Here is a 24370-nt window from a genome sequence, read left to right on the forward strand (position 1 = left end):
CCGGCACCGGTCAGTCCGGGCTTCTAGGACGAATCGAACACATCGAACCTGTCGGAGGTGTGGAATGAGCAGTATGAGCAAATCGGCAGTCATCCTGGCGGCGCTGACATTCGGCGCGGTGTCGGCGGTTGCGGCACCGACGGCGAGCGCGGCCCCGGTCTGTGCGGGGGCGGGACAACCCACGATCCAGGTCGGGTTCGTATCGGGGGCATTGGAGGGGTTGACCGTCGATGCGCACGGCCGGGCCTACACAACCGATCTGCTGAGCGGACGGGTGTATCGAATCGATGCACCGGGGGCCGAGCCGGTGCCCATTGCGACGGTCCCCAGTGGCGGCGCCGGCGCACTCGCCTGGACGGCGGATGAGAAGTTGCTGGTCGGCTATGGGGCCGACGCGCGGGTCGTGGCCGGCGATTTCCTGCGGCACGCGGGGATAGTGCAACTCGATCCGGACACCGGCGCTATGCGGCCGTTCGCGGCGGGACTCAGCGCGGCCAACGGTATGGACGTCGGCGCGGACGGCGTCGTGTACACCACCAACGATTTCGGCAGCCACATCGGCCGGGTCTATCCGAACGGAGTCGTCCAGGCCGACTGGGCGAGCGTCCCCAGCGCCAACGGCGCGGTACTCGGCCGCAACGACGAATACCTCTATGTAGGGCGCACTTTCGTCGACCCCGGGGTGAGCCGGATACCCACCGCCGACCCCGGCGCACCCCAGTCGCTGCTCGATCTCGGCGGCAGCGAGGCGCTCGCCGCGCCGGACGGGCTGACGCTGGACTCCCGGGATCGCCCCGTCGTCCCCCTCAACACCACCGCTCAGGTGATCCGCATCGACGCACCCGGTCAATACTGCATCCTCGGCAGCGGCAATCCGTTGACCAGCGTCGTCACCTACGGCCGTAGCACCGAAGGCTTCTCCGCGGGCCGTCTTTTCGCCGCCACCTTCACCGGCGCCATCTACGAAATCCCCGGCGGATTCGATCCCGACGCCACTCCATAACGCCCGTCGGCAACGAGGAGTGGCACCTGACTACGGCAACCATCGAGAAGCGTTCCTCCATGTGCCACTCGTCGCGGCCACAGGTCACGCTTGGACCAGGTCGAATTTGAGGAGGTCGAAGCCGGCCGGGACGGTGTCGCTGGTGGAGATGAGGTTTCGGGCCCAGGAGCCGATCAGCGCCGGGTCACCGGTGGTGTGCGCGCCGCGCAGGCAGCGGTCGTCGTCGGGAGTTTCGGCGGTGAGGACCGGCAGCGGGTGGATGCGGTAGCGGTCGTCGTTTTCGAGGACTGTTGCTTTGTCCACGTAGAGGTATTGGTCGTGGTTGAGCATGTACCGGCCGATGAAGCCGCGGCGGGGGCCGGTCAGTGGCGCGACGGAAACCACCGTTTCGTATAGGGTTTCGCCGATATGGGGGTAGGCGTGACGCCCGGCCCACACCACACGCGTCGGCATGGCCAACAGGCGTTCCACGCCCTGGACGAAGTCGTCGCCGATCCACGCGCGACCCACTGACTGCGCGCTCGGCTCCAGATACCCGATCAGTTTATGGCCGGCATCGAGTAGAACTGCTCTGCAGAATTGGCCCACAGGGGCGATTCCCTTTCTCCGATAAGACCTTTCGCCCATGCTCACATGCCGGATGCGATCTGGCCGCTGCGCGCGGTTACAACGGAGTTACCGTTGATGAAGATCATCTGAAGTGGCGCAACGGTCCCCGCGCGAACCGGTACCTGCACGGGTGACTCGTGGCGAGATTCGCAAAAGAACCCCGTCGAGGACGGTGTACGGGCGAAGATGGATGCAGCCGAGATCCGGCCGGATGGGGACGAATCGGCTGACGCAGTCGGAACAAGAAGTGGGGAAAAACGATGAAGGTCAATGCATTCGCCGCTACCGCCCTGCTCGCGATCGGGGCTACCGGACTCACCGCGGGAACTGTCAACGCGCAACCCGCGCCTGTCACCGAGACCGCGGTGCGCGGCATCGAGCAAGGGATCGAGTACACGGCAGCACCTGCCGCGGACGGCCCCGGGGCGATCACCACCGTTGCCGCAGGCAGCTTCGCGCTGACCGGCGACGCACAGGCCGTCACCCTGTCCGACAGCGCGGGCAATGTCGTCGTGACACTGCCGCTGGCCTTCCAGACGGTCGGCGCGAAGTTCGGTCTGACGCCACAGATCAGCGATGCCGGACGCACCCTGACCCTGACACCCATCGGCGCGCAGGTCGACACCCAGCAGAACGCCCAATTCATCGACGAGGCAGACACTCTCGCGCGCAAGCAGTACAACGCCGGCATCGGCGCACTCATCGGCGCCGGCATCGGCGCGGTGATCGGTTTCTTCCTCGGCGGCGTCGGCGCCCTCGTCACGATTCCGATCGGCGCGGGCATCGGCGCCCTCATCGGCTTCGCCACACCGTAATCGGCTGAACGGGGCGCTGCGCCTGACCGAGGCAGCCGTCCAGGAAATCCAGGCGGTCACCATCGCGATCGTCAGCGGCCGCCGCGGCGGCGAGCTGAATCCGGGCGACGGTCCGGATGGAACTCGATTGTCCGCGTTCGGTAGTCAGGGACTCGTCACTGCCGCGCGGGCCGAACTGGTCCACCGGCAGCACAGAGAGTCAGTCGCCGCGTTCGGAGAAACGACCACCCGCCAACATCTCCCGGCAAGGCCGGATCTGCCAGGTAACCCGGCGATACCGATTCGAGAGGCTTCGCACAGCTCCATCGCGCGCCACAGGTCGTGTTCTCAGCAACGACATACCGACGCAGCTCTGCTACCGCGTCACCGAGATCACCGAGATCACCGAGATCACCGAGATCACCGAGATCACCGAGATCACCGAGATCACCGAGATCACCGAGAACGGTAGCCGCCGTGCCAATTACCGATCGGCCCGTCCACTCGATGCTGAGCGGAACCGACGCGCCGTTCGTGCCGCGGGCCATGCGCCCGCGCACGTCTGGCCGTAGCGCTCAGCGCTGCCTGCTGGTACGGGCACGCCGCCGCTCGGCCTGCAGCTCGGCGAGCTCCTGCTCGAGGATCTCGGCGACGCGGAACTGGCCCGTGTCATAGATTTCCTGCGGGCGGGCGATATCGGAGTCGGCATCGGTTGCCGCGCTGTCGGACTTCGAGACGGCCGGCGTCTGCCGAACAATGGCGGTCGACGCGGATTCCGACTTTGCGTCGGCCTTGGCAGCGGTCTTGGCGCTCGCCGGTACGGTCGGCTTGCCTGCCGTTGCGGAGCTTGCCTTTGCCTTCGTGCTGGAGCTGCTCACCGTCGCGACAGGCTTGCTGTCGACTTTGGTAGCCACAGCGGGCTTTTCGGTCGACGGCCTCTTGCCGTTCGACGCGACGGTGGGCCGGGTCTTCGTGATCGACGAGGTGGCAGATTCTTTGGCGGCCATCGGCGCGGTGAGCCGATCGTTGCTCGACTCATCGTTGTCGGAGCTTCCGGACACCGTGCGACCGGAAGAGCTCGGTGCGCGCCGGGCCGCGGTCTTGACCGTAGCCACCGACGACGCAGGTCGTTCGTCCGGATCGACCATGGTGTCGATATCCATGACGAACGCCGAGGGCGCGACCTCGTCGTCCTCGGGCATGATCACTTCGAAGCTCTGATCAACGAACGCTTCGGTGGCACGCGGACGTGGTTCGGGCTCATCGTGCTGTTCGGCAGCAGCCAATGCCGCCACCGACGTCGGCGTATCCGCTCGGGCACTGGCGCGGTAGCTGGCGACTGTCGGCAGCCGGTGCCGAATCAGATCCGCTGGGTCGGGCAATTCCCGAACCTGCTCGGTGGCCTGTGCGATGGCGTGCCCGTAGCGGGTGCTCGCCGCGTCGTGGATGAGCAGCGCGACACCGATCATGACCGGCGCGACCGCGTGCACGGCGGCGTCATACCACTTGCCGTCGCGCACGTACGGGTAGGTGTTGAGGGTGATCGTGAGTGCGAGCAGAGCGATTTCGGCGGCGGCAACCTGCCTGCGGTTGTCGAGGATGCCCCACTCGGCCACCTTGTTCGTACCGATCATGATGATGATCAGACACACGCTGATCATCGATTCGATCAGGTAGCTGAACCAGTACAGCGGGTCGCTCGGCCCGCTCGGCGCGATGTTCTGCTGGACATTGACAGCCGACCAGAGCATGCCCGCCGCAACGACACCGGCCAGCGCACGCAGCGACCACGACCGGTGCCGGTACAGCGACGCCAGCTTGGCATGCGGGCTCGACTCGCGCCGCTGCGCGGCAATTGCCTTGCGAGCTACCAATAGATCTCTGATGTCGGCCTTCTCGATCGCCTCGGTGGTATGCCTAGCGCGGTCGGCCGCGGCGGCGGCCGCCTGGACGTGCTTCCAACGCTGACCACGGTCCTGATCGCGAATCTTTTCGGCTAGCTGACGTTCGGCGAGCAGCTCGTCCTCGGACAGCGCCTCGGTCAGCGCAGGGTCGAATTGGTACGCAAGCCGACCACGGGCCTTCTCGACCCGCCTCGCGAGCTGCGTGACCTCGTCCTCAATGGGGTGCTCGATGGTCAATTCGACTCCCGAGGGGGGAGATTCGATGGCAGACAGGTGATCACGCATGGGAACGGCACATGCCATTCATAGTCGATGCACCGTCGCCAGCGAAACTGCAAAATTGCCGTGTTGCAAAAAACTCGGCGTGCCGCGCGCGACACACGCGGGTTCGGCGGGTTCCGCCGACGACGAGAACTTCTTATAGACGACCGACCAGTCGCCTACGATCAGCGCACCGTGACCGTGGTCGGCAGGCTGGCGAAGCCTCGATTGTTGGAGGAGTGGATGCGCCGCAGGCGCTCGGTGTCGACCTCGTAGTCGGCCACGGCCGCAACAATTTCCTTCAGAGCGACACGCAGTTCCAGCAGCGCCAGATTCGAACCGAGGCAGTGATGGCGGCCGCTGCCGAAGGCCAGCGACCTACTGGTGTCACGGTCCAGATCGAAGGTGTCGGGGTTGTCGAAGACCTCGGGGTCCCGGTTGGCCGAACCCGCGATCAGCAGCATGCGTGCATCGGCCGGAATCCGCACCCCGTGCAACTCGATCTGCTCGGTGGTCGTGCGCAACTGCGTCTGCGATGACGGGTCGTAGCGCATCGACTCGGCGATCCAGTCATCGATCCGGCCGTCGAAGGCCTTCCGGCGCTGTTCCGGATGCAGTGCCGCGGCATGCCAGGTGTTGCCGAGCGTCAGCATGGTGGTCTCGATACCCGCTCCGACCAACAGGATCAGAACGCCGACGATTTCCTCCGGGCTGAGCCGGTCTTCGCCGTCGGCGGCATCGAGTAGTCCGGAGAGCAGATCGTCGCTGCGCGTCTTGCTGCGCTCGATGGTCAACTCGGTGTAGTAGCCGACCAGGGCGCCGATCGCCTGCATTGCCTCGGGCCGCAGGTCGGTGGACTCCTCATCGGTGTACATGATCTCCATGCCGAGTTTGCGAACCATGTCGCGATCGGCCGCGGGCACGCCGACCAGTTCGGAGATCACCTCGGTCGGGAAAGGGCCCGCAAAATCGGCCATCAGATCGAAGCTGCCACGCTCGAGCAGCGGTTGCAGTAGCGTATTCGCGATCGACCGCAGTCGTGGCTCGAGCGACTGCACGCGACGCTGGGTGAACGCCCGCGTCACCAGCCCGCGCAAGCGCGTGTGCTTGGGCGGGTCCATGGCGACAAATGAAAAGAACCGTTCTGCCTGCGGGCCCCAGAAGGCCGGCTCCATCCGCAGACCGTTGGCGCTGGAGAAGCGGTCGGAGTCCCGCAACGCCGCCAGCACGTCCGCGTGCCGGGACAACGCCCAGAAATCGTCGGCGTCGTTACGTAACACGGGAGCCTGCTCACGGAGCCTGGCGTAGTAAGGGTATGGATCGCTGTGGACGTCGAAATCGTATGGGCTGTACTGCAATTGCATGACGAAGCCTTCCGGGGGCGGTGCGACATCACCATCGCTACCGGTGCACAACTCGAGCTGACATGATGACCGTAGCCGAGACGAATTGAGGGCGTGGTGGACTCGGAATCGACAGCGGCCAGGATCGACGTGACCAAGCCGCACCCGGCGCGCCGGTACGACTACTGGCTCGGCGGCAATGACAACTACCCGGCCGATCGAGAGTCGGCCGACGCGGTGGCCGAAGCCTTCCCGACCGTTCGCCTCGCCGCCCTGGAGAATCGCAATTTCCTGCGGCGCGCGGTCGGATACCTGGCCGAGGCCGGAATCCGGCAGTTCCTCGATATCGGCGCCGGCCTGCCTACCGCGGGCAACGTGCACGAGATCGCCCAGGGCATCGCCCCCGAATCGCGGATCGTCTACGTGGACAACGATCCGATCGTGCTCATGCACGCGAACACCCTGTTGAACAGCTCCCCCGAGGGCGCGACGGCCTACCTCGACGCGGATCTTCGCGACCCCGAGCGCATTCTCACCCACCCCGAGCTCACCAAGGTCCTGGACCTGAACAAACCGGTGGCGCTGATGCTGGTCGCCATCATGCATTTCATCACCGACGACAAAGGCCCCTACGACCTGGTGCGGCAGTTGTGCGACGCACTCCCCTCCGGCAGCTACCTGGTGATGACCCACGCCACCAGCGACCACCTCACCGCCGAGGACCTCGCCGAGACGAAAGCGGCCAATCAGCGCAGCGGCGTGCCCTTCCAATTGCGGTCCACAGCCGAATTCACCCGTTTCTTCACCGGATACGAGCTCGTCTCACCGGGCATCACCTCGGTAATGACGTGGCGCCCGGAAACCTGGCGCGCGCACCCGAGAGCCGAGGCCGTCTCCATGCTCTGCGGTGTGGCCCGTATCCCCTGATCGGTGACCCGTATCGGCGGATAGGTGGCGCGCAGCCCGTACTCGCGCAACACTTGAGGCCGTGAATCGCACGCCAAACCGACATTTCGACGGCCGGGGCGGTCGGTCGTGACCGCGCTTGCCCGCGGCGAGAATCGGCCTGCTCCCGCCGACCGGATGACGGTCACCGTCACCTGTTCCGCTCCTGTCGACGTCTCGGCTCTACTACTGGACGTGAGCGGCCGGGTCAGGTCCGACGGTGACTTCGTGTTCTTCAACCAGCCGGTCGGGCCCGGTGTCGTCTATCGGCACGGCCGCGGGGCCGGCGACATGGTGGATGTGCAGACCTCCGCGCTGCCCGCCGACGTCGACAAGGTGGTCATCACCGCCAGCCTCGACGGCAGTGGACCTCCCACTTTCGCGGGCGCGAGCTCGCTGCTGGCAACGATCGGATCCGATTCGGGCACTGTCACTTTCCCGATGACCGGGCTCAGCACCGAGACCGCCGTGGTGTGCGTGGAGATCTACCGGCGCGGCGGCGGCTGGAAGGTGCGCGCGGTCGGTCAGGGCTACGACAACGGGCTGGCCGGAATCGCGACGGCGTTCGGCGTGAACATCGACGACGATCCGGCACCGCCGAGCCCGCCCGCTGCTGCGGGATCGGGGTACCAGCCGCAGGCCGTGACCCCCCCAGCTCCGCCCGGATACCAGACACCAACAGCGCCACCGCAATTCCCGCCCGCGCCCGGATATCAAACGCCAGCAGCGGCACCGCATTACCCGCCCGCGGCGGCGCCCTCGTCGCCGCCCGGGTACGCGCCACCCGGACACCAGGCGCCCCCCACCTACTCGCCGCCCCCACCGATGTCATCACCTCAGCAAGGAGCGCTGCCGATGCAGAGCGATCTGTTCAACCCGAGCCATGCGGAAGTCGCAGGCGTCGGCATCCAGAAGCAGGGCGGCAAGATGATCAAGGTCGCCGTCAACGGCGAGGTCATGGCGCGTGCCGGATCGATGGTCGCCTACCAGGGCGACCTGCATTTCCAAGCGCTCGGCTCCGGCGGCATCGGCAGGGCCATCCAGCAGCGGCTCACCGGCGAGGGCGTGCCACTGATGAAGGTCACCGGCCGCGGCGATCTGTTCCTCGCCAATGCCGCCGCCGACGTGCACACCGTCGACCTCGACGGCACCGACGGGCTCACCATCAACGGCGCGAACGTGCTCGCCTTTGATTCGACGTTGTCCTACAACATCGGCAGGGTCCAGGGCGTCGCCGGGTTCGCCAGCAATGCCGGTCTGTTCAACTGTGTCTTCACCGGCCGCGGCCGGATCGCCATCACCACCCACGGCACACCGGTCGTGCTCAATGTCGACCAGCCGACCTACGCCGATCCGCAGGCCGCGGTGGCTTGGTCGTCGAGCCTGCAGAGCGGTATCAAACGCAACGACTCCTTCGGCCTCGGCAGGCTCATGGGCCGCAGCACCGGCGAGGGCCTGACCCTGTCGTTTTCCGGCCGCGGCTTCGTCATTGTGCAACCCTCGGAACTGCCGCCCGGCGGATTCATCGGCGGCACCGGCGGCGGCCAGGAGGCCGGGCAGAGCGGCGGCGTGCTGGGCGGGCTGTTCGGTTAGCGGCGCGACAGATCTGGGACATCCGGGCGATCGGATTCTCTTGATCGGAACGGGATTCGGGCCCAGCGCCTGCGTCTGCGCCGGCCCGGTGGATTGGGCTCTCATTGCGTTAGAGGCGACCGGGAGACCCACCGGCGCGGGATTGGCAGCGAGTGACGGGTACTCGGCCGCCAGCATGGTACACACGGATTGTGTGAATATCAGCCAGGCTCCCGCGAGCTTCGGCGGGCTGGCGTCAGGCATCATGCAAGCGACAGATAAGGAGTCGAACACCATGGGTAACTTCGACCATGCGGTCGCGACGGTGGCCATTCACACGCTGGTGGCGGACGCGGTGAAGTATCAGAACGATCCCGATCAGTTCCTTCCGCTGCACACAAGCACCGTGAACATTGTCAACTTCGGTGGACGGCGCGTGAGCGGGATCGGCGCGCTATCCGCGGCGATGAAGGCGGCTCTGGCCTCCCCGCTCGCGCATGTGCGCACCGAGATCGAGGTCGACGACGTGCATTTCGTTCGCGACGACGTCGCGATCGTGGCCTGCATCAAAAACGTCTTCGACGAGCGGGCGGACGCCGACGCGCTGCCCGCGTCGGCGGGACGGCTCACCTATGTGGTCGTCGAACAGGACGGCCGCTGGCTCATCGAGTCCGCGCAGACCACGCCGATCTTGTCGAGTTGATCGAGCGAGGGCGTGCGCCGCGGACGGGCGCGGCGCTTGCCCTCGTGCATCGCCTGGATTCTGGCGATCGGGATGGTGTGAGCCCTCGAAGTTCATGCGAATCCGGCAGATTGCCAGGCCCGAAATGCCGCTGAACAGCGCTGGGGCTCAGCATAATCCGGCCGAGACGGGGTCCCGCCTGGATACACCAACCGCCGCCGAGTGCCGGTGTCATGGATGGTCGGTAAAGTGAGCTCGACCGCTATCCAGGCTGCACCAGGAGGCATTCGGTGAATGCGAAATCTTTCGTGAACGGCTTCAACGCGGTGATGCTGACCTTGACGAATGCACCCGTGGTGGGGTCGCTCATGCGCAAGAGCTTCGTCGAGATCAGTTACGTGGGCCGCCGTTCGGGCAAAACCTTCAGCACGCCCGTGAACTACCGCCGTTCCGGCGATTCGATCGTCATCGGGGTTGCACTCCCGGATCGAAAGAGTTGGTGGCGCAACTTCACCGATGAAGGCGGCCCGATCACGCTGCACCTCGAGGGCGGCGACCAGCGTGGTCATGCGCTCGCACATCGCGACGAGCGCGGGCGGGTCACGGTGCGTGTTCGCCTGGACGATTCGACTGCAGCCCCGAGCACCGGCGTGGACGGCGACTGAGCGCCCGCAGCGCCAGGGCCGAGGTCGTGGACGAATTCGGCGGTGAATTATGTTCTGCGGCTGCCGAAGCCGTGTCGGCGGTGCAGGGGAATGTTGTGGCGCTGGTCGGCGCTCACGTCCGGCAACGCCCGGACCTCCTCGGCATCGTCGTCGGCGCAACGGAATGCCAGTGGTACAGCATCGGCATCAACCGATCGCAGCGACCTCGGCGCCGCAGCACTCACCAATCCGAATCCTCCTGCACTGGATCGCAACTGGCGAAGAACATCCACCAACTGGTCAGTGCAGGGAGCGGAATCTCAAAATCACGGCGGATCCGCCACGTCACCGCCAAAAATTCCGAGACTCCGCCACGACTTCTATTCAGCGTTCGAGACTGTCTCATGGAGGCCCCGTCAGCTGGGTCCTCTCAGGCGGTTCATGTCAGCGTGCCCTGCCGGCGTTATTGCGTTGCCCCACATCGGATCAGCTGCCAACATCCGAAGATGAACACCGAGCAACCGGCCGCGCTTGCGCCAGGAATTGCGCCGCCTCAGCAGATCAACCTGGGCGACCTGCTGCTGCGTAGTTGGCAGCCCGAGGACTTGGTGCCACGATTCGACGCGATCACCGCATCCTTCGACCACATCCATCCATGGATGGACTGGCTCGCCGAACCCCTGACGCTCGAGCGGCAACGCGCCTCGAGCGATGCGATGGCGAGGAGCTGGCCCAGCCCCGACGGAAGTTGCAACTACGGCATCTTCGACGTCGAGGGGGCCGTCCTCGGTGCGATCGGAATCCACGACCGTGTCGGCCCGCGCACGCTGGAAATCGGCTACTGGTGCCATGTCGCGCATACCGGCCGAGGAGTGATCACCCGCTCCGCCTCCGCGCTGACTCGAATCGCGTTAGCCCTACCTGGCATCGACCGCGTTGAAATTCACTGCGACGAGGCCAACATTCGTAGCGCCGCGGTCCCCCGTCGACTCGGATACCGGCTCGACAGGGTAGAACCACGCGAGGTGCGCGCGCCAGCGGAGTCGGGCCGCGGCATGTTCTGGATCAAAGACGACCAAGGGCCGGAGGGCGTGAGAGTCTCATGAGGCACACGGATTCTGGAGAACACGACTTTTGACACCCGAAAACCGGGCTTCGCCGGATTCAGGGGCGGTGGAACTCGCCGTCATGAACGCGTGAGGTGAAGGCATCCCACTCGCTGGATGTGAAGACGAGTGCGGGGCCGGTTGGGTGCTTGGAGTCCCGTACACCGACCATGCCCCCGTCCAGGTATGCGACCTCGACACAATCCTGGTTAGGTCCGCTGCGGCTGCTTTTGAACCAATCCGCCTTGGACAGGTCGGTAGTCACTCGCCATACTCCTTAGCAATATCCAATACCATTTCCCTGGTCGCCTGCTCGTCCAACGCTGCGGAGCGAATCGCTTTGCACGCAGATCGGAGCCTTCGGCACTCCACCATCCTGCCGACTGTTTCGCAGGTGCGGTCCGGGCAATGCGTCAGCCCGGCACTCCCCAACCATCATGTTCATGGCACAAAGAAGCCCGGGAGTCAGACATGCTGACATACCGGGCTTCGTAGGTGTCAGGGGCGGTCGAACTCCCCGTCAACTACGCCACCCGTGAACGCGTCCCACTCGCCGGGGGTGAAGACCAACGCGGGGCCGGTCGGGTTCTTACTATCCCGTACACCGACCAATCCCCCGTCCAGGTGTGCTACCTCTACGCAGTCTTTCCCACCCGCGCTGCGACTGCTCTTAAACCATTTCGCACCGGACAGGTCTACGTTCACGATAAGTACTCCTTCGCTACCCGCCGGAGCATGACTGGAGCCCTTTGAGCAGGTCCAGCGGTTGTGAGAGTTCTGATGCACCAGAATGGGTGCAGGAGGACGAGATCACGACATGGCACGACGACGACACACCCCCGAGCAGATCATCCGCAAGCTCCGTGAGGGCGAGAAGCTGATCGGTGAGAAGTTCTCGATCGAGGAGGTGTGCAAGCACCTCGAGATTTCCGAGGCCTCCTGGCATCGCTGGCAAGCCCAATACGGCGGCATGAAATCCGACGATGCCAAACGGTTGAAAGAGCTGGAGAAGGAGAATGCGCGGCTGAAGAAGATGGTCGCCGAGCAGGCCCTCGATATCGATATGCTCAAGGAACTGAACCGGGGAAACTACTGAGCCCGGAGCGGCGCCGCCGAGCCGTAGTGGTTCTGCAGCAACGATTCCGGGTGTCCCAACGCCGGGCATGCCGGGTGGCCGGGCAGTCCCGCTCGGTGCAACGCCGACCGCCGGCGATCGGCGAGATCGAACGAACACTGCGGGCCCGATTGCGTGAGATCTCGCGTAAGCATCCGCGGTGGGGTTGGCGTAAAGCCCACGCGTTGTGCCGCAGCGAAGGCTTGGTCGCCAACCATAAACGCACGCAACGACTCTGGCGCGAGGAGGGATTGAAACGACCGAGCCGGGTGCGCAAGAAACGTCGCATCGGGACCGGCCGCAACCAGCGGATGCGGGCGTCGTTCCCGGATCAGATGTGGGCGTTGGACTTCCAGGTCGATGTGACTGTCGACGGCCGCCAGGTCCGGTTTCTCAACATTGTCGACGAGTTCACGCGGGAAGCCTTGGCCACCAGGGCATTCCGATCGTGCACGTCCGATCAGCTGGTCGGTGTGCTCGACGAGATCGTTGCGGTCACCGGGCGAAGACCGGCTCATATCCGTATGGACAACGGCACCGAGATGACCGCTCACGCGATGCGGGACTGGTGCCGGTTCACCGGTGTCGACGCGTCGTTCATCGATCCTGGATCGCCGTGGCAGAACGGGGTCTGCGAGTCGTTCAACGGCCGTTTCCGCGACGAATTCCTGTCCTGCGAGGTGTTTCATTCGTTGACCGAGGTGCGGGTCCTTGCCGAGGACTGGCGCGTCGAGTACAACGGTTACCGGCCACACGGATCATTGGGCTTCCTCAGCCCTGAAGCGTTCCGTCAGCAATGGTCACCGACCGAGTTCCGGCAACAGCTACAACTCGCATAGCCGGTGGACCTGCCATCGGGGCCCAGTCAAGCAGGTGTTTGCTCTCTGCCGAGTCCAACGCTACCCGCTGGATGGTCTCGTGCGCTTCACGGTATCGGCGCATGCTTTCCGCCTTCTCCAGGTACATGTCGCCTGTGTAGCTTTCGACGTACACCACGGATGGCTCCAGCGGCTTCCCCTTGCCGTCCAAACCGAAGTCCAACACGGTGAACGGGCCGGTCGAGATCCCCAACGGGAGGCCGCGAGCGGACGGTAGCACTCTCACAGCAACGTTGGGCGGCATGTCTGCCAGCTGGCGCAGTTGGGCGGCCATGACCTTCGAGCCACCGACCATGCGATGCAGTACGGCCTCGTCGATCACCAGGTCGACCGCGACTGGGGCAACGCGACGCGTTATGAGGTTCTGCCGTTCCCGCCTCACTCGGACACGTCGGTCCAGTTCCTCGGCGGAATCCCGCGCGAAGTACACGCGGTCCAGAGCTATTGCATAGTCCGAGATTTGGAACAATCCCGAGACGAGGTCAGGTCGATAGATCGTAAGTGCTTCGGCTGCCGCCTCTAACGATACGTAGAGGTTGAACGGTGCTGGAATCACGTCGTCGTACTCATGCCACCAGTTCGGTTCCTTCCCTTGCAAAGCAAGGGCTTTCAGTAGAGCGAGCATGTCGGAACGCTCATAGAGCTCGCACAAGGCGCGCAGGTCATCATCATGAATCTGGTTGGTTTCTCCGGTCTCCAGGCGCTGTAGTGTTCCAGCGCCTCGACCGATTGCCTTCGCGGCGTTGAGGATCGACATCCCAGAGCTGACCCGCATATCGCGCAGATAGCGGCCCAACTGCCTATGTGGTACGCCGGGCGTGGGGCCCTGAGAGGACTTGGTAGCTGCCTCGGACGGCTTCCGTCCACTAGCTGACTGCCTAGGTCTGCCTAGTGGCTTTCGCATCGCGTTGCTCCTCGCTCTTGTGGATGGCATTTGGCCGGTTCCGTGGATGACGGGTCTTCGGTGCTGTGGACGACATATCGAGACTCTCGTGGATGTCATTGTCTTGCGCAACTGGATGATCCACTGGGAAAACACACCTATTTCTTTGGATCATCCATGCATGAGCGCTGGATGATCCGAACCGTGTTGTTATGGCTCTTGCGCCCGGTAGAGAGGTTACTTCCCTTCATCGCTCAGGACCCCCTCTCGCACTTCGGCAAGCAGGCGGATATCAGCCTAGGCCGGTCGCACCTACAGCCGCAGTCGATGCCCCGGAGGTCGGCAGATGCCGAACAACGAGCTCCCCCAACGAAACCCGCTCATCGGTCCATGTGTCGCCTACGTGGGCGCCAAAGCCGACGTGGTCGATCGCTTCGCAACCGCGCTACGGAAATGGGCAGGCCCGCCCATCACCACAGACCCATGTCTGCGCCGGACTTTCGAGTCCGCAGTACCAGGCGCACCTAACCCACTGTCGAACTGAGCAGAGGCCAATCCCGATGGACCACATACCGTTTGGTGACACCCCGATATCCCGCTGCGTCTTCTACAGGCGGGTATGCGACCTGCCCGCGACCATCGACCCACCGAGCCTGGGCCGCATCATCATGAAAGCCACCCACGTCGGAGGACTCACGATGCCCGCACCGCTGGGCCAATCGGTCAAACACGACATGAATCGGCGCGGAGCCGCTATCGGTCCGATCCTGTCGCACCCACGATCGAACAGATGGACCTTCTTGATCCGACCCGACGTACCCGACGATGTACCGCTGTTCGCTGATCTGTTCCGACACAACATATCTGTGATCCGCGACGGCGGAACAGTGGCGTTACCGTCACCGACCACGCAATCCGGAGCCATCAGGCAATGGATCGAACCACCACATGACATTTTCCGGCCCTCCGGCCTGCTGGTCATCGAATCGGTTCGCGCGTGCGTGGGACCAGGCCGGGTGCGGGCGGTGTCACATGCCTGACAACGACAGCGGGCCATGGATCAACCTGTCTCATTGCGCTGGTTCAGGATTCGATCTCAACGGGGCGCTGATTCAGGTGCGCTGCCCTGAGCGCTTCTGCTTGAAATGGGTGTCACTGATCGACCACGGAATCGAGATGCATACGGGCGGTGATCGGTTGGAACGGTGCCCATGGACGGGTGTCCGAGTGGTCGATGACCGTCACGTGTTGGGGATCGCCTGGTCTGACAGCACTCACGTCGGCAAACCGGTTAGAGCGTGAACGATGTCCGACCCGATTCTGTACCTGCCACCCGGCGAGATTGCCCCATCCGTACAGGCGCTGCTCGCGGCCTTCCACGAGGACACCGCACGCAAGCTCGACCTGGCTCCAGCGGATAGTCGTCCGACCGTCTACATCACGGGCGAAGGATTCGCCGCCGTTGACGAGGACGGGTGGCCCGAGCTGTACGACAACCTCGACAAAACCGAAGCAATCCCGGTCAGCCCGACCAGTGTTCGAGACACGGAGACCCCATGAGCGCCACCGTTTCCCCGAGGCCGGACGAGACGGACGTCCACCTCAGCGTGTTCGTACACGGTGTCCGGATGGACTTCGCCGCATGCCTGACTGCGGCATTGAGGTTCGCGGAAGATCACCGAGCACGCCATTACATGGATGCGGTGAATGTGATCCCCGGCGACACGGCGGGGTTGGCGAGGCTACCCAATGAGCGGTGGTTTCTAGAACCCCGAGGGTCGAAAAACCGCTGCGGCAGTTCGCTTTCGGTCACATTTGCCAAACTGTCGCCAGTACCGACGCGGTCGGATTTACTTGGTGTTGTGTCTCCCTCTTCCGCCGCTGTCAGCGGGCTGCCCCCGATGGTCGCAGGCCGCCTCCGCAACACCAGGCGCTTTGTTACCGACCCGATTACGTTCCTCTCCGACTCTATGACTCAGCACGGCGACATTTTTCGGTTCCAGCTGGTCAACGGCAACATGGTCGGGATCACCCATCCCCACCACATCAAGTACATCCTGCAGGAACGCATGGCGAACTTCACCCGCGAGACCCAGATGTACGACATCATCGAACCGTTCGTGGGGCGCGGGCTGGCGACCATCGCCGACCACAACCGATGGCGACGCAACCGGCGCCTCGTCCAACCCGCCTTTCACCACAAGAAGATCAATGCCCTCAGCGAGATCATGGTGGCCGAGATCGACTCCATGTGTGACGAATGGGCCGAACATGCGCGAGCCGGCCGGACGATCAACGTCGGCGAGCAGATGAGCCATCTCACCTTGCGGATCGTGGTGCGGGCGCTGTTCGGATTGGATCCCCACGGCCCGGAAGTCACCGGCTTTTCCAGCGCGACGCAGCGGGTGAATGCCGAATTGGGAAAGTTCGTGCGGATGCCCTTGATCCCCTTGAAGTTTCCGACGCCGAGCCACCGCCGCTTCTGGCGGGCGATCGGCGAGATGGATGCCATCGTCTACGCGGTGATCAACAAGTTACGCGACACTGACAGCAGCGGCTTGCTGGCCATGCTCATGGCCGCCACGGACGCTGATACCAACGAGAACCTGACCGACGGGGAGCTGCGCGACGAGGTCGTTACCATGCTCTTCGCCGGTCACGAGACCAGCTCCTCGGCCTTGACGTCCGCCATGCTGCTGCTGCAATTGCATCCGGAGGTACGTAAGCGGCTGCGCGATGACGTTGACACCGCGTTGCCCGCCGGGCACGCCACCATGACCGACCTGCCGGCGCTGCCGTACAGCAAGCAGGTGATGGAGGAGGTGTTGCGGCTCAAGCCGCCGGCATGGATGGGACAACGTCGCGCCAACGAGGACGATGAGATCGGGGGCTACCACATCCCGGCAGGCACTCCGGTGATGTTCAGTTACTATCACGCACACCGGAACCCGGAGTGTTGGGACCAGCCGGACACCTTCGACCCGGACCGTTTCACCGCCGACGCGGTCGCTGCCCGTGACCGGAACGTGTACCTGCCCTTCGGCGCGGGCGGACACCTGTGCATCGGCAACGCGTTCGCGCTGATGGAGATGCAGCTCGCACTCTCGACCATTATGCGCCGGTTCGAGTTGACCATCGAGAACCCGGACCTCACCCCGACTTCCGCACTAACCCTCAACACCAAATTCCCGGTCATCGCAACGCTGACCGAACGGCGATAGCGCTGCGAACAAGGCCGTTTGAGCCGCCCCGGCGTCCAGGACTTTGATGGACTCGGCGGGGCGGTTCAATGCTGTTGCCGGAAGTTCTATCTTGATTTCCACACCAACCGCTTGCGCACTCCGGTTGGGGTCTGATCGATACCGTCGGTTTGGACAATGCCCACGCCAAAGAGATGGAAGCACTCCTCGAAAACCGTCGCGACGACCAAGACAAGGACATTGCCGTGGCCTGGAATCCATCGCCGCGACCGTCCGACGCGAGAAGAAGGAACGCAAAGACCGCCAAGCGATCGAGCAGCAACGTGAACGCGCTGTGCGAGAAGGGGATCGGACAGACGTCGTGCGCGTATTGGAGGTCGGCCGGATTCAGCCAGGAGAACAACAACCGCAACCCAAACGATTGGACTCGACCGAGCACGCCGAGCACCGCTACCGCGAGGCAGCAAGGGAACGCGAACGCGTCGAAGAGCGTGAACGCCAACCAACGTGGGCCGGGACTCGAACCGGACTAAGTGCGCCGCGCGCGGGCGCGGCGCTTTCCCTCGTGCATCGCTTGAACTCTGGCGATCGGGATGGTGTGGCCCTCCTCGATCAGATCCGCGGGCAACGCTTGCGGCGCAGGCATATTCGCTGCCCACGGGTCGCGTTCGCCGAGCACCTTCGGTGCGGTGTGGATGGTGAAATCACCCGGGGTGATGTTGCCGAGGTCTGCCCAACCGAGCGGGAACGACACCGTCGTACTGGGTCGTATCCGCGGGCTGTAGGCGGCGACAACGGTCGCGCCACCCGCGCGTGTCGAGTCGAGGAAAACCTTGCCTTCGCGGTCCTCACGGATGAACGCGGTGGTGGCCAGTACCGGATCGATGCGCTCGGCACGCGCGGCGATCGCGCGGGTCGCCGCGGCGACGTCCTCGATGGGAATGCCGGGCGCGAGCGGGACGAACACGTGCAAGCCCTTGGCGCCGCTGGTTTTCACCGCACCCGCGAGTCCGTCGTTGTCCAGCGCCTGACGGATCAGCTCGGCGGCGAGCACGACCTGCCGGAACGGTTGGCCGGGCGGCGGGTCGAGGTCGAGAACGAGGTGCGTCGGACCTTTCTCGTACTCCGCGAGCAGTAGCGTCGTGTGGTATTCGACCGCACGCTGGTTGCCGAACCACAGCAGTGTGCGCACGTCGTCGCACAGCGCATAGGTGACTTCGCGTTTGGAACTGTCGGCCCACATCGTCACGCGGTGCATCCAGTCCGGGGTGTATTTCGGCAGGTTCTTCTGCATGAAGGGTTCCTGCCCCGGCCGGATCCGCAGCACCGAAAGCGGCCGATCGTGCAGCTGTCCCACCAGCCGATCCCCGATTGCTTCCAGATAGTCGATCAGATCCCGCTTGGTCGCCTCCGCGCCGTCGAACAGCGGGGTGTCGAGATTGGTCAGCTTCACACCCGCACGGACCTCTTCGCCGCTCATCAGCCCACCATCCCCTGCGACAGCGCCATGGTCAATCCTCATGATGCGCTGCCCCTTCCCGCCCTCGTGTCTGCCATGCCGATACCTGGCAGCCCGGCGCTCAGTGGGTGTTCCGGTAGTAGTCGCCGAAAATCCAACGATGTTCGAGATGCCGCCTAGTCGAGGGTGTTTCGTGGACTCGCCGGCAGAAGAAGGTGTCATGAGCGGCAATCGCGCGATGACTATGCCCGTGGTGCGGCTCCGCTGATGATGCGGTGGATGGTGGAGCGGCCGCGTGGTCAGCACCACCTGCAGCCCGGTGACGGCGCCCTGCTCCCGAAGCTGTCCAACCCCAAAGAAGGCGTGGCTGTGATCTAGATCATGGTTGAGGTTGACCTGAGGTCAGGGTGGAAGCTCGTCGCAGCGGCACGACGCCGACCGGACATAACAGATTTGAGGAGCAAACCACTATGTCCATCACCCTTTCCGACCAGGACAAGAGCACCCTGCGGACCGCTGCGTACGGCGCCGTGTCGCTGATGGCCGCCGCCACCGGCTCGCCCCACAAGGCCGCCACGAATGCCTCCATCGCCTTGACATCGGCGACCGGTCTGGTCGGGCACCTGCTCGCCGCGAAGACCAAGGACATCGAACTGAAAGGCAAAACCGTCGCCGAACTCGCCGACCGGGTACTGCCGGCCCTGACCGCGGCCATGAACCTGCTCGGCAAGCACGTTCCGGCAGAAGCCGACAACTTCCGCAGCACCATCCTCCTTGCCCTCGAAGCCGCTGCTGTTCACCCGGACAAGCCCAGCACCACCACGGCCGAGATGGCCCGCAAGATCACTGCAGCCCTCGACGCCGCTTCGGCCTCGGACAGCGGGGCCGAGCCGATGCCCGCTGTCGGGCAGGCTCACCCGGAACTTCAGAAGGCCATCGAAGACATCGTCGATTCCGGTTTCGTCGGGGTGTCGCTGCGCGTGCACGATGAGCGGGGCGAGTGGGTCGGCAGCGCAGGGGCGGCAGAGCTGGGCGGGACCGCGAAGCCTCCAGTAGACGGGCACATCCGGATCGGCAGCAACACCAAGACCTTCACTGCGACCCTGGTGCTGCAGCTGGTGGCCGAGGGCAAGATCGGGCTGGATACCCCGGTGACCGAGTACCTGCCCGAGTTCGAGCTGGACGAGCGGATCACGGTGCGAATGCTGTTGCAGCACACCAGCGGATTGTTCAACTTCACCGGCGAGGTTTACGACGACGGGACGATGGTGCTGGGAATCCCCATGCCCTACGGCCCCGCGGGCACGGAGTGGATGGACAACCGGTTGAAGACCTATCGGCCGCAGGAGCTGGTGGGGTTGGCGTTGTCCAAGCCGGCGCGGTTCGAGCCGGGGACGGGCTGGAGCTATTCCAACACCAACTACGTGTTGGCCCGGCTGCTGATCGAGAAGGTCACCGGCCGCTCGCTCGCCGAGGAGATGCAACGGCTGATCCTGGGCCCGCTCGGGTTGTCGGGCACCGTGGTGCCGGACGCCTCGCCGCAGCTCCCCGAGCCGCACGCCCACGCCTACTACCGCTACGACGACGCCGGCGAGCAGAAGACGGTCGACATCACCCGCCAGAACCCGTCCTGGATCTCCACCGGTGGTGACATGATCTCAACCACCCAGGACCTGCACACGTTCATCTCCGCGCTGATGAGCGGCAAGCTCCTGCCGGCCCCGCTGCTGGCCGAGATGTGCAGCCCGTACCCGACGGGCATCCCGAACATGGACTACGGCCTGGGAGTGTTCGTGGTGACCACGGAAGGCGGCGGCACCGTCATCTCCCACAACGGCGGCGCCGTGGGCCACGCAGCGCTGATGTACAGCACACCTGACGGCAGCAAGACCCTGACCGCCGCGCTGAACTGCGTGGACGACGCCGAGCTGTCCATCGCAACAGCATTCCAGAACGCCCAGCAGAGGCTCGTCAACGAGGTGTTCTGCGGTGAGCAGGCCGCGACGGACTGAACACCGGGCGGGGATCTCATCAGGCCCGTCCCTCGAGTTCTGCCCGGCTGGGTGGGCACTTTCCGATTCATTTCACGAACTGTTCGGCACCATCGCCGTTGCGCTGAACATCATCTAGTAGAGCGGCGGCTCGAACACAAGGAAGGCTGAGCAGATGAGGAACGGAGTCACGATCGGGCAGGCGGCGGCATTCGTCGGCGTCACGGTCAAGACGGTGCGGCACTACCACAAGCTCGACCTGGTCGAGGAGCCCGAACGCGACAGCTCCGGTTACCGGCGTTACGGATCGGCCGAGTTGTTGCGGTTGGTGCGGGTCCGGACGCTGGCCGCTGCCGGGGTGCCGCTGGCCGAGATCGGGTCCCTGGTCGACGCCGACGCCACACTGTTCGCCGCCGCGCTCGCCGACGTCGAGCGGCAGCTCACCGAACGGATCGAGGAGTTGATCGCGCGACGTCACACGCTGCACCGGCTCGGCGACGGCGACCGGGCGCTGCTGGGCGACCGCGCCGTGGCGCTGCTGGAGCGGATGGCCGACCTCAGCTTTCCTGCGGACGAGGTCGCGAACGCCCGGGAGGGCTGGGTGCTGGCCAAGGCCCTGGTCCCAGAAGGCTTCGACGACTACCTCACCCATCTCGAACACGCCCTCGACGACCCCCGGTACGTCGCCTTGATCAAGCGCGCCGCCGAGGCCGCGGCCTGGGAAACCGACGACCCCCGCATCGCCGAGCTCGCCACCGCCATGGCCGACCACTACCTCGCCAACCCCGCACACCTGAAAATCGTGACCGCCCTGCAAGCCCGCACCGACACCGCGACCCGGTACACGCTGATCGCCCGCCACGGCGAAGAGCAGACACCGGCCATGACGCGGGCGGCTGCGCTGTTCGAGACCAGGCTCCGCGCCGCCGGCATCCATATCCCCAGACCGGACTCCCACTGACCTCGCCGTGCTCCGGTCTTTTTCGGCTCGGCGACCGGCCGGGGTCTGCCCAGAGACACCGCTGGAGCGGCTGCACGGCGTCACGCAGGGTGGTGCACCGGGTGCCCGCCCACGATCAGCACCGGGTCCGGGCCGCCTCGTGCATCGACCATGTCGCGCGCCAAGGCTTTCCGGCAGGCGCACCGTCGCGCCGGTCGAACTCGGTTCAGGCGGCGTTGATCGCCGTGATCAAGGTCCGATTGGCAGCGGTGCGGGTGGTGATGATCTGGGTGAAGGTCTGCAGTTGCTGCCCGGGATTCTGCTGGGTCAGCTGGACCTCCCAGTGTGATTGGCCGTCGCCGACGCCGGTCGCCGTTCGAGTGATCAGCACGCAGTAGAGGGTGCCGACGGGTATCTGGTTGATACCACGCTGGATTTGCTCGGCGGGCGGGACGGCGGCGTCATCGGCGACAACGGCGCGGGCCGCGGAGCCGGAGCGTTGCACGTAGTAGGCGCGTTCGAAGGCGAGGATCGCGGAGGGTCCGTCGCTGGTGCCGCCGGGGTCGGTGCCGGACACCACATCCGGCGTACGGCGCTGCTCGCAACCGGGGGTCGCGAACGCGGGCGACCGGTCCCCGGGCACCGCGGTTGCCGAGGTACGCGTAACAGCACTCGACGCCGAAGTCGCCTTCGACACCGGACTTGTCGCCGCGACCGATGGCTGGTGCTTGCCGGAACTCTTGACCGCGATCAGCACGACCGCGGAGATCGCCACCACGATGCCGAACACGATCAATACCGCGAGCAGCCTGCTGCCGCCCGTTTGCTCCTGGCGCCGCGGCGGGTGGCGCAGTCGCGGGCCGGGACTTCCGCCGGATCGGTCGACCAGCGTCGGCAACAGCTCACCGGGCTCTTCGTAGCGGTCGGATTCGGTGTCCGCATCGTGGATCGGATATCCACCATGCTCGACCGCCGAATCCGGGAATTCCTCGGCAGGACTCGGCGCGTCCAGCCAATGTTTCCAATCGCCGGATAGCTCCGACGGACTCGGTGTCGGGCCGGGGTTCGGGTCCGGTCGCTGCTCGGACACGTCCACCTCCGGGGTCAGCTCAGCGCCCGAAGCGCGACGAGCCGAGGGCCGACGCCGCTTCGGCGGTGGCTTGGCAGGCAGGCGCAACATGGGCAGGCCGGTATCGAATGGGTTGGCCTGTCCTTGATCCTTGCTCGAGTCGCCGGGATCAGAGCGTGTCATCGCCGAAATCGTCGAAGTCGCCGATAACGGCGGCCGGGACTGCTTCCGCGCCGGTCGGAACGGTCACGCCGAGCTGACCGTCACGAGGCTTGTGCTCCTGGTCGCCCGATCCGGGCGGAGGCGGCAACGCCAACCCACCGGTGACACCCGGCTGGCCCGCGGGCGCAGGGGGTTTCGGCAACGGCGCGTCCGCCGAGGGATTCGGCCCCTCCGCCGGCGCGGGAGCCGGTTTGGTGTCGGGTTTCCCGCTCGCGGCGGAACCGTTCTGCGCAGGCGGAATCACCGCGCCGGTCCCCGGTGCCGGAGTCGGCTTCGGCGCTCCACCACCGAAATCGAACAGCGGTGTGCCGCTGGGAGTGGTCGAGGTGCCGCTGCCCGCAGTGCCGCCGCCGGTGGTGCTGCCGGGGTGGATGAGCTCGGGAATCGCCTTGTCGACCGATGTGGCCACGGTGTCCATGGCGTGGGTGCCGACCTCGACGATCTTGTCGATCAGGTGGGTGCCGATGTCGACTCCCGCGCTGATAGCCGAGGTGCCGAGTTGCACGCCCGCGGAGATCAACTGCTGCTGCAATTGCAGCTGCGCCGCTGCGGCCGGATCCAAGGGCTGCCCGCTCGCAGCCGGAGTGGTGGCACCGGGCACCAGCTGTCCGGGGGTGGTGCTCTGGTTGGCCGCGACGCCCGCCGGTGTGGTCACCGTGAGCGGTCCCATTTCGTCCAGACGCCGGGTGTGGCTGTCCATTTCCGTCTGCGCGGCCGTGACCGTGGTGACGGCATCCCGCAGCGCCTGGGTCGCCCGCGCGATCACCGCATCGGTGTCCGGGGCCGAGGCCGCGTTGCCCATGATCACCCGAGCGTCCTTGCGGAAGTCCTCGATGATCTGGTCCACTCGCCGCGCGGCGCGGGAGCTGGTGACGTGCGCGTCACCGAGCACCGACAGGTATGCCGGTCCTCGGTCGGAGATCTCGCCGATCTCGGTTCTGGTGGTGCGCAGCGCGGGCACCGCGGCGTCGGCACCGGTGGATTCCCACGACGATTCCAGCGCGTGCAGGCCTTCGCGTTGCGGGGCCTCGGTATCGGCCACCTGGGTGGAGGCTGCGGCCAATGCACTCGTGATGGCATTGTCGGGGATGGCGGCACCGGTGCCGAGCGAGGCGCGCAACGCCAGCAACGGCTTGACGAGCGCGGCCACGATCGGCGGATCGACATCCGGGTCCATGACCGGCGTCGGAGTGGCTGCGGGCGTGCTGACCGGAGTCGTCGCCGCTCGCCTGCGCAAACCCATCAGGCTGCTCATGGTTCTCATGTCAGCGCCTCCCCTGCCTGGGAAATGGCACCCGCGGTGTCGGTATCGACGGTGTGCGTGTCCTCGTTGTAGTCACGCAGCACCTTCCCGTAGGCGGCAACCAGCTGGCCCGCGGTCGAGAGCGCCTGCGTGTGCTCGGCTACCGCTTCGGTGAATCGCGCTGCGAATCCGGCGCCGACCAGCCCGAGATCGGTGGCCAACTGCTCCGGATTCATCGCACCGGCCGCGGACGCCGACGCGGACGCCAGCTGTTGCGAGACCGTATTCGCGATCGTGGTGTAGGCGGCAAGCACCGCCGGGTCGAGCTTCAGCGCGTCCACTGTTCCCCCTTACGGAAAACCAATCTTTCGCTGTCGCGACACAATTCGACACAGTGAGCCTACTTGGCTCGTGGGCAGCGCGCGCCCGATCTCGACAGGCGGACTGTTCCGATCGAATCTTAGCCGGAGCGCGCCGCTCGGTCCGACGCTGGTTGCCGGACCGACTG

The 24370-nt window shown here is 65.3% G+C and carries 22 protein-coding genes; 12 read left to right on the forward strand and 10 right to left on the reverse strand.

Annotated features, from left to right (window positions below; translation table 11 throughout):
• Positions 1 to 73 precede the first annotated feature (73 nt).
• Complete coding sequence (locus OHA42_RS33820) at positions 74 to 1003, forward strand: SMP-30/gluconolactonase/LRE family protein (RefSeq protein ID WP_406231972.1); 930 nt, start codon at positions 74 to 76, stop codon at positions 1001 to 1003.
• An 84-nt stretch (positions 1004 to 1087) separates the two neighbouring features.
• Here the strand turns inward: OHA42_RS33820 and OHA42_RS33825 are convergent, their stop codons facing one another.
• Positions 1088 to 1591 carry a hypothetical protein gene (locus OHA42_RS33825; RefSeq protein ID WP_406231974.1) on the reverse strand — a complete coding sequence of 168 codons (504 nt, stop codon included), beginning with the start codon at positions 1589 to 1591 and terminating at the stop codon, positions 1088 to 1090.
• Positions 1592 to 1872: 281 nt separating this feature from the next.
• On the opposite strand from OHA42_RS33825, the gene OHA42_RS33830 reads away from it, so the two are divergent.
• Positions 1873 to 2427 carry a hypothetical protein gene (locus OHA42_RS33830; protein WP_406231976.1) on the forward strand — a complete coding sequence of 185 codons (555 nt, stop codon included), beginning with the start codon at positions 1873 to 1875 and terminating at the stop codon, positions 2425 to 2427.
• 554 nt (positions 2428 to 2981) lie between these two features.
• On the opposite strand, the gene OHA42_RS33835 is transcribed toward OHA42_RS33830, so the two are convergent.
• Together OHA42_RS33835 and OHA42_RS33840 are read right to left on the reverse strand one after the other, a co-directional pair.
• On the reverse strand, positions 2982 to 4547 hold the full coding sequence (locus OHA42_RS33835; protein WP_406231977.1) for a hypothetical protein: 1566 nt from the start codon (positions 4545 to 4547) through the stop codon (positions 2982 to 2984).
• 209 nt (positions 4548 to 4756) lie between these two features.
• A complete protein-coding gene (locus OHA42_RS33840; protein ID WP_406231979.1) occupies positions 4757 to 5935 on the reverse strand; it encodes a cytochrome P450 in 1179 nt (392 codons plus the stop codon).
• Between the two features lie 96 nt (positions 5936 to 6031).
• On the opposite strand from OHA42_RS33840, the gene OHA42_RS33845 reads away from it, so the two are divergent.
• From OHA42_RS33845 to OHA42_RS33865, 5 genes are all read left to right on the forward strand, one after another.
• Positions 6032 to 6841, forward strand: coding sequence for an SAM-dependent methyltransferase (locus OHA42_RS33845; protein WP_406231981.1), 810 nt, complete (start codon positions 6032 to 6034; stop codon positions 6839 to 6841).
• A 156-nt stretch (positions 6842 to 6997) separates the two neighbouring features.
• Positions 6998 to 8452, forward strand: a complete 1455-nt coding sequence (locus OHA42_RS33850; protein WP_406239794.1) for an AIM24 family protein — start codon at positions 6998 to 7000, stop codon at positions 8450 to 8452.
• A 274-nt stretch (positions 8453 to 8726) separates the two neighbouring features.
• A complete protein-coding gene (locus OHA42_RS33855; RefSeq protein WP_406231983.1) occupies positions 8727 to 9134 on the forward strand; it encodes an SgcJ/EcaC family oxidoreductase in 408 nt (135 codons plus the stop codon).
• Positions 9135 to 9403: 269 nt separating this feature from the next.
• Complete coding sequence (locus OHA42_RS33860; RefSeq protein WP_406231984.1) at positions 9404 to 9778, forward strand: hypothetical protein; 375 nt, start codon at positions 9404 to 9406, stop codon at positions 9776 to 9778.
• A 26-nt stretch (positions 9779 to 9804) separates the two neighbouring features.
• A complete protein-coding gene (locus OHA42_RS33865) occupies positions 9805 to 10863 on the forward strand; it encodes a GNAT family N-acetyltransferase (RefSeq protein ID WP_406231986.1) in 1059 nt (352 codons plus the stop codon).
• Between the two features lie 58 nt (positions 10864 to 10921).
• On the opposite strand, the gene OHA42_RS33870 is transcribed toward OHA42_RS33865, so the two are convergent.
• On the reverse strand, positions 10922 to 11128 hold the full coding sequence (locus OHA42_RS33870) for a DUF397 domain-containing protein (RefSeq protein WP_406231988.1): 207 nt from the start codon (positions 11126 to 11128) through the stop codon (positions 10922 to 10924).
• 233 nt (positions 11129 to 11361) lie between these two features.
• Entirely contained in the window at positions 11362 to 11568 is a 207-nt protein-coding gene (locus OHA42_RS33875; RefSeq protein ID WP_406231990.1) for a DUF397 domain-containing protein, read from the reverse strand.
• 112 nt (positions 11569 to 11680) lie between these two features.
• On the opposite strand from OHA42_RS33875, the gene OHA42_RS33880 reads away from it, so the two are divergent.
• A protein-coding gene (locus OHA42_RS33880; RefSeq protein WP_406231992.1) for an IS3 family transposase occupies positions 11681 to 12816 on the forward strand; the annotation gives its coding sequence in 2 pieces (ribosomal slippage) (positions 11681 to 11945 and positions 11945 to 12816; 1137 coding nt in all).
• Here the strand turns inward: OHA42_RS33880 and OHA42_RS33885 are convergent.
• Positions 12749 to 13651, reverse strand: a complete 903-nt coding sequence (locus OHA42_RS33885; protein WP_406231994.1) for a helix-turn-helix domain-containing protein — start codon at positions 13649 to 13651, stop codon at positions 12749 to 12751. The two genes, OHA42_RS33880 and OHA42_RS33885, sit on opposite strands and share 68 nt — an antisense overlap.
• 1392 nt (positions 13652 to 15043) lie before the next feature.
• On the opposite strand from OHA42_RS33885, the gene OHA42_RS33890 reads away from it, so the two are divergent.
• Positions 15044 to 15298: a hypothetical protein gene (locus OHA42_RS33890; RefSeq protein ID WP_406231996.1), complete on the forward strand. Its 255-nt coding sequence runs from the start codon at positions 15044 to 15046 to the stop codon at positions 15296 to 15298.
• Between the two features lie 68 nt (positions 15299 to 15366).
• Positions 15367 to 16959, forward strand: coding sequence for a cytochrome P450 (locus OHA42_RS33895; RefSeq protein WP_406231998.1), 1593 nt, complete (start codon positions 15367 to 15369; stop codon positions 16957 to 16959).
• 508 nt (positions 16960 to 17467) lie between these two features.
• Here OHA42_RS33895 and OHA42_RS33900 read toward each other — a convergent pair.
• On the reverse strand, positions 17468 to 18418 hold the full coding sequence (locus OHA42_RS33900) for a DNA polymerase domain-containing protein (protein ID WP_406239795.1): 951 nt from the start codon (positions 18416 to 18418) through the stop codon (positions 17468 to 17470).
• A 449-nt stretch (positions 18419 to 18867) separates the two neighbouring features.
• On the opposite strand from OHA42_RS33900, the gene OHA42_RS33905 reads away from it, so the two are divergent.
• Positions 18868 to 20409, forward strand: a complete 1542-nt coding sequence (locus OHA42_RS33905) for a serine hydrolase domain-containing protein (RefSeq protein WP_406232000.1) — start codon at positions 18868 to 18870, stop codon at positions 20407 to 20409.
• Between the two features lie 154 nt (positions 20410 to 20563).
• Entirely contained in the window at positions 20564 to 21349 is a 786-nt protein-coding gene (locus OHA42_RS33910; RefSeq protein ID WP_406232002.1) for a MerR family transcriptional regulator, read from the forward strand.
• A gap of 205 nt (positions 21350 to 21554) precedes the next feature.
• Here OHA42_RS33910 and OHA42_RS33915 read toward each other — a convergent pair whose 3' ends face one another.
• From OHA42_RS33915 to OHA42_RS33925, 3 genes are read right to left on the reverse strand one after another with little or no spacing between them, the layout of a single operon-like run.
• Positions 21555 to 22580, reverse strand: coding sequence for a hypothetical protein (locus tag OHA42_RS33915; RefSeq protein WP_406232004.1), 1026 nt, complete (start codon positions 22578 to 22580; stop codon positions 21555 to 21557).
• Entirely contained in the window at positions 22567 to 23883 is a 1317-nt protein-coding gene (locus tag OHA42_RS33920) for a hypothetical protein (protein ID WP_406232006.1), read from the reverse strand. Before OHA42_RS33920 ends, OHA42_RS33915 begins: the two co-directional genes overlap by 14 nt.
• Positions 23880 to 24203: a hypothetical protein gene (locus OHA42_RS33925; protein ID WP_406232008.1), complete on the reverse strand. Its 324-nt coding sequence runs from the start codon at positions 24201 to 24203 to the stop codon at positions 23880 to 23882. The genes OHA42_RS33920 and OHA42_RS33925 overlap by 4 nt, the downstream gene beginning before the upstream one ends.
• Positions 24204 to 24370: the final 167 nt, after the last annotated feature.

The sequence above is a fragment of the Nocardia sp. NBC_01009 genome, assembly GCF_045208035.1.
Classification (GTDB): Bacteria; Actinomycetota; Actinomycetes; order Mycobacteriales; family Mycobacteriaceae; genus Nocardia.

Coding starts and splice junctions, on each gene's coding strand:
- OHA42_RS33820 (WP_406231972.1), top strand. CDS start 74: ATGAGCAAATCGGCAGTCATCCTGGCGGCGCTGACATTCGGCGCGGTG.
- OHA42_RS33830 (WP_406231976.1), top strand. CDS start 1,873: ATGAAGGTCAATGCATTCGCCGCTACCGCCCTGCTCGCGATCGGGGCT.
- OHA42_RS33840 (WP_406231979.1), bottom strand. CDS start 5,935: ATGCAATTGCAGTACAGCCCATACGATTTCGACGTCCACAGCGATCCA.
- OHA42_RS33850 (WP_406239794.1), top strand. CDS start 6,998: ATGACGGTCACCGTCACCTGTTCCGCTCCTGTCGACGTCTCGGCTCTA.
- OHA42_RS33855 (WP_406231983.1), top strand. CDS start 8,727: ATGGGTAACTTCGACCATGCGGTCGCGACGGTGGCCATTCACACGCTG.
- OHA42_RS33890 (WP_406231996.1), top strand. CDS start 15,044: ATGTCCGACCCGATTCTGTACCTGCCACCCGGCGAGATTGCCCCATCC.
- OHA42_RS33895 (WP_406231998.1), top strand. CDS start 15,367: ATGGACTTCGCCGCATGCCTGACTGCGGCATTGAGGTTCGCGGAAGAT.
- OHA42_RS33900 (WP_406239795.1), bottom strand. CDS start 18,418: ATGAGCGGCGAAGAGGTCCGTGCGGGTGTGAAGCTGACCAATCTCGAC.
- OHA42_RS33905 (WP_406232000.1), top strand. CDS start 18,868: ATGTCCATCACCCTTTCCGACCAGGACAAGAGCACCCTGCGGACCGCT.
- OHA42_RS33910 (WP_406232002.1), top strand. CDS start 20,564: ATGAGGAACGGAGTCACGATCGGGCAGGCGGCGGCATTCGTCGGCGTC.
- OHA42_RS33915 (WP_406232004.1), bottom strand. CDS start 22,580: ATGACACGCTCTGATCCCGGCGACTCGAGCAAGGATCAAGGACAGGCC.
- OHA42_RS33920 (WP_406232006.1), bottom strand. CDS start 23,883: ATGAGAACCATGAGCAGCCTGATGGGTTTGCGCAGGCGAGCGGCGACG.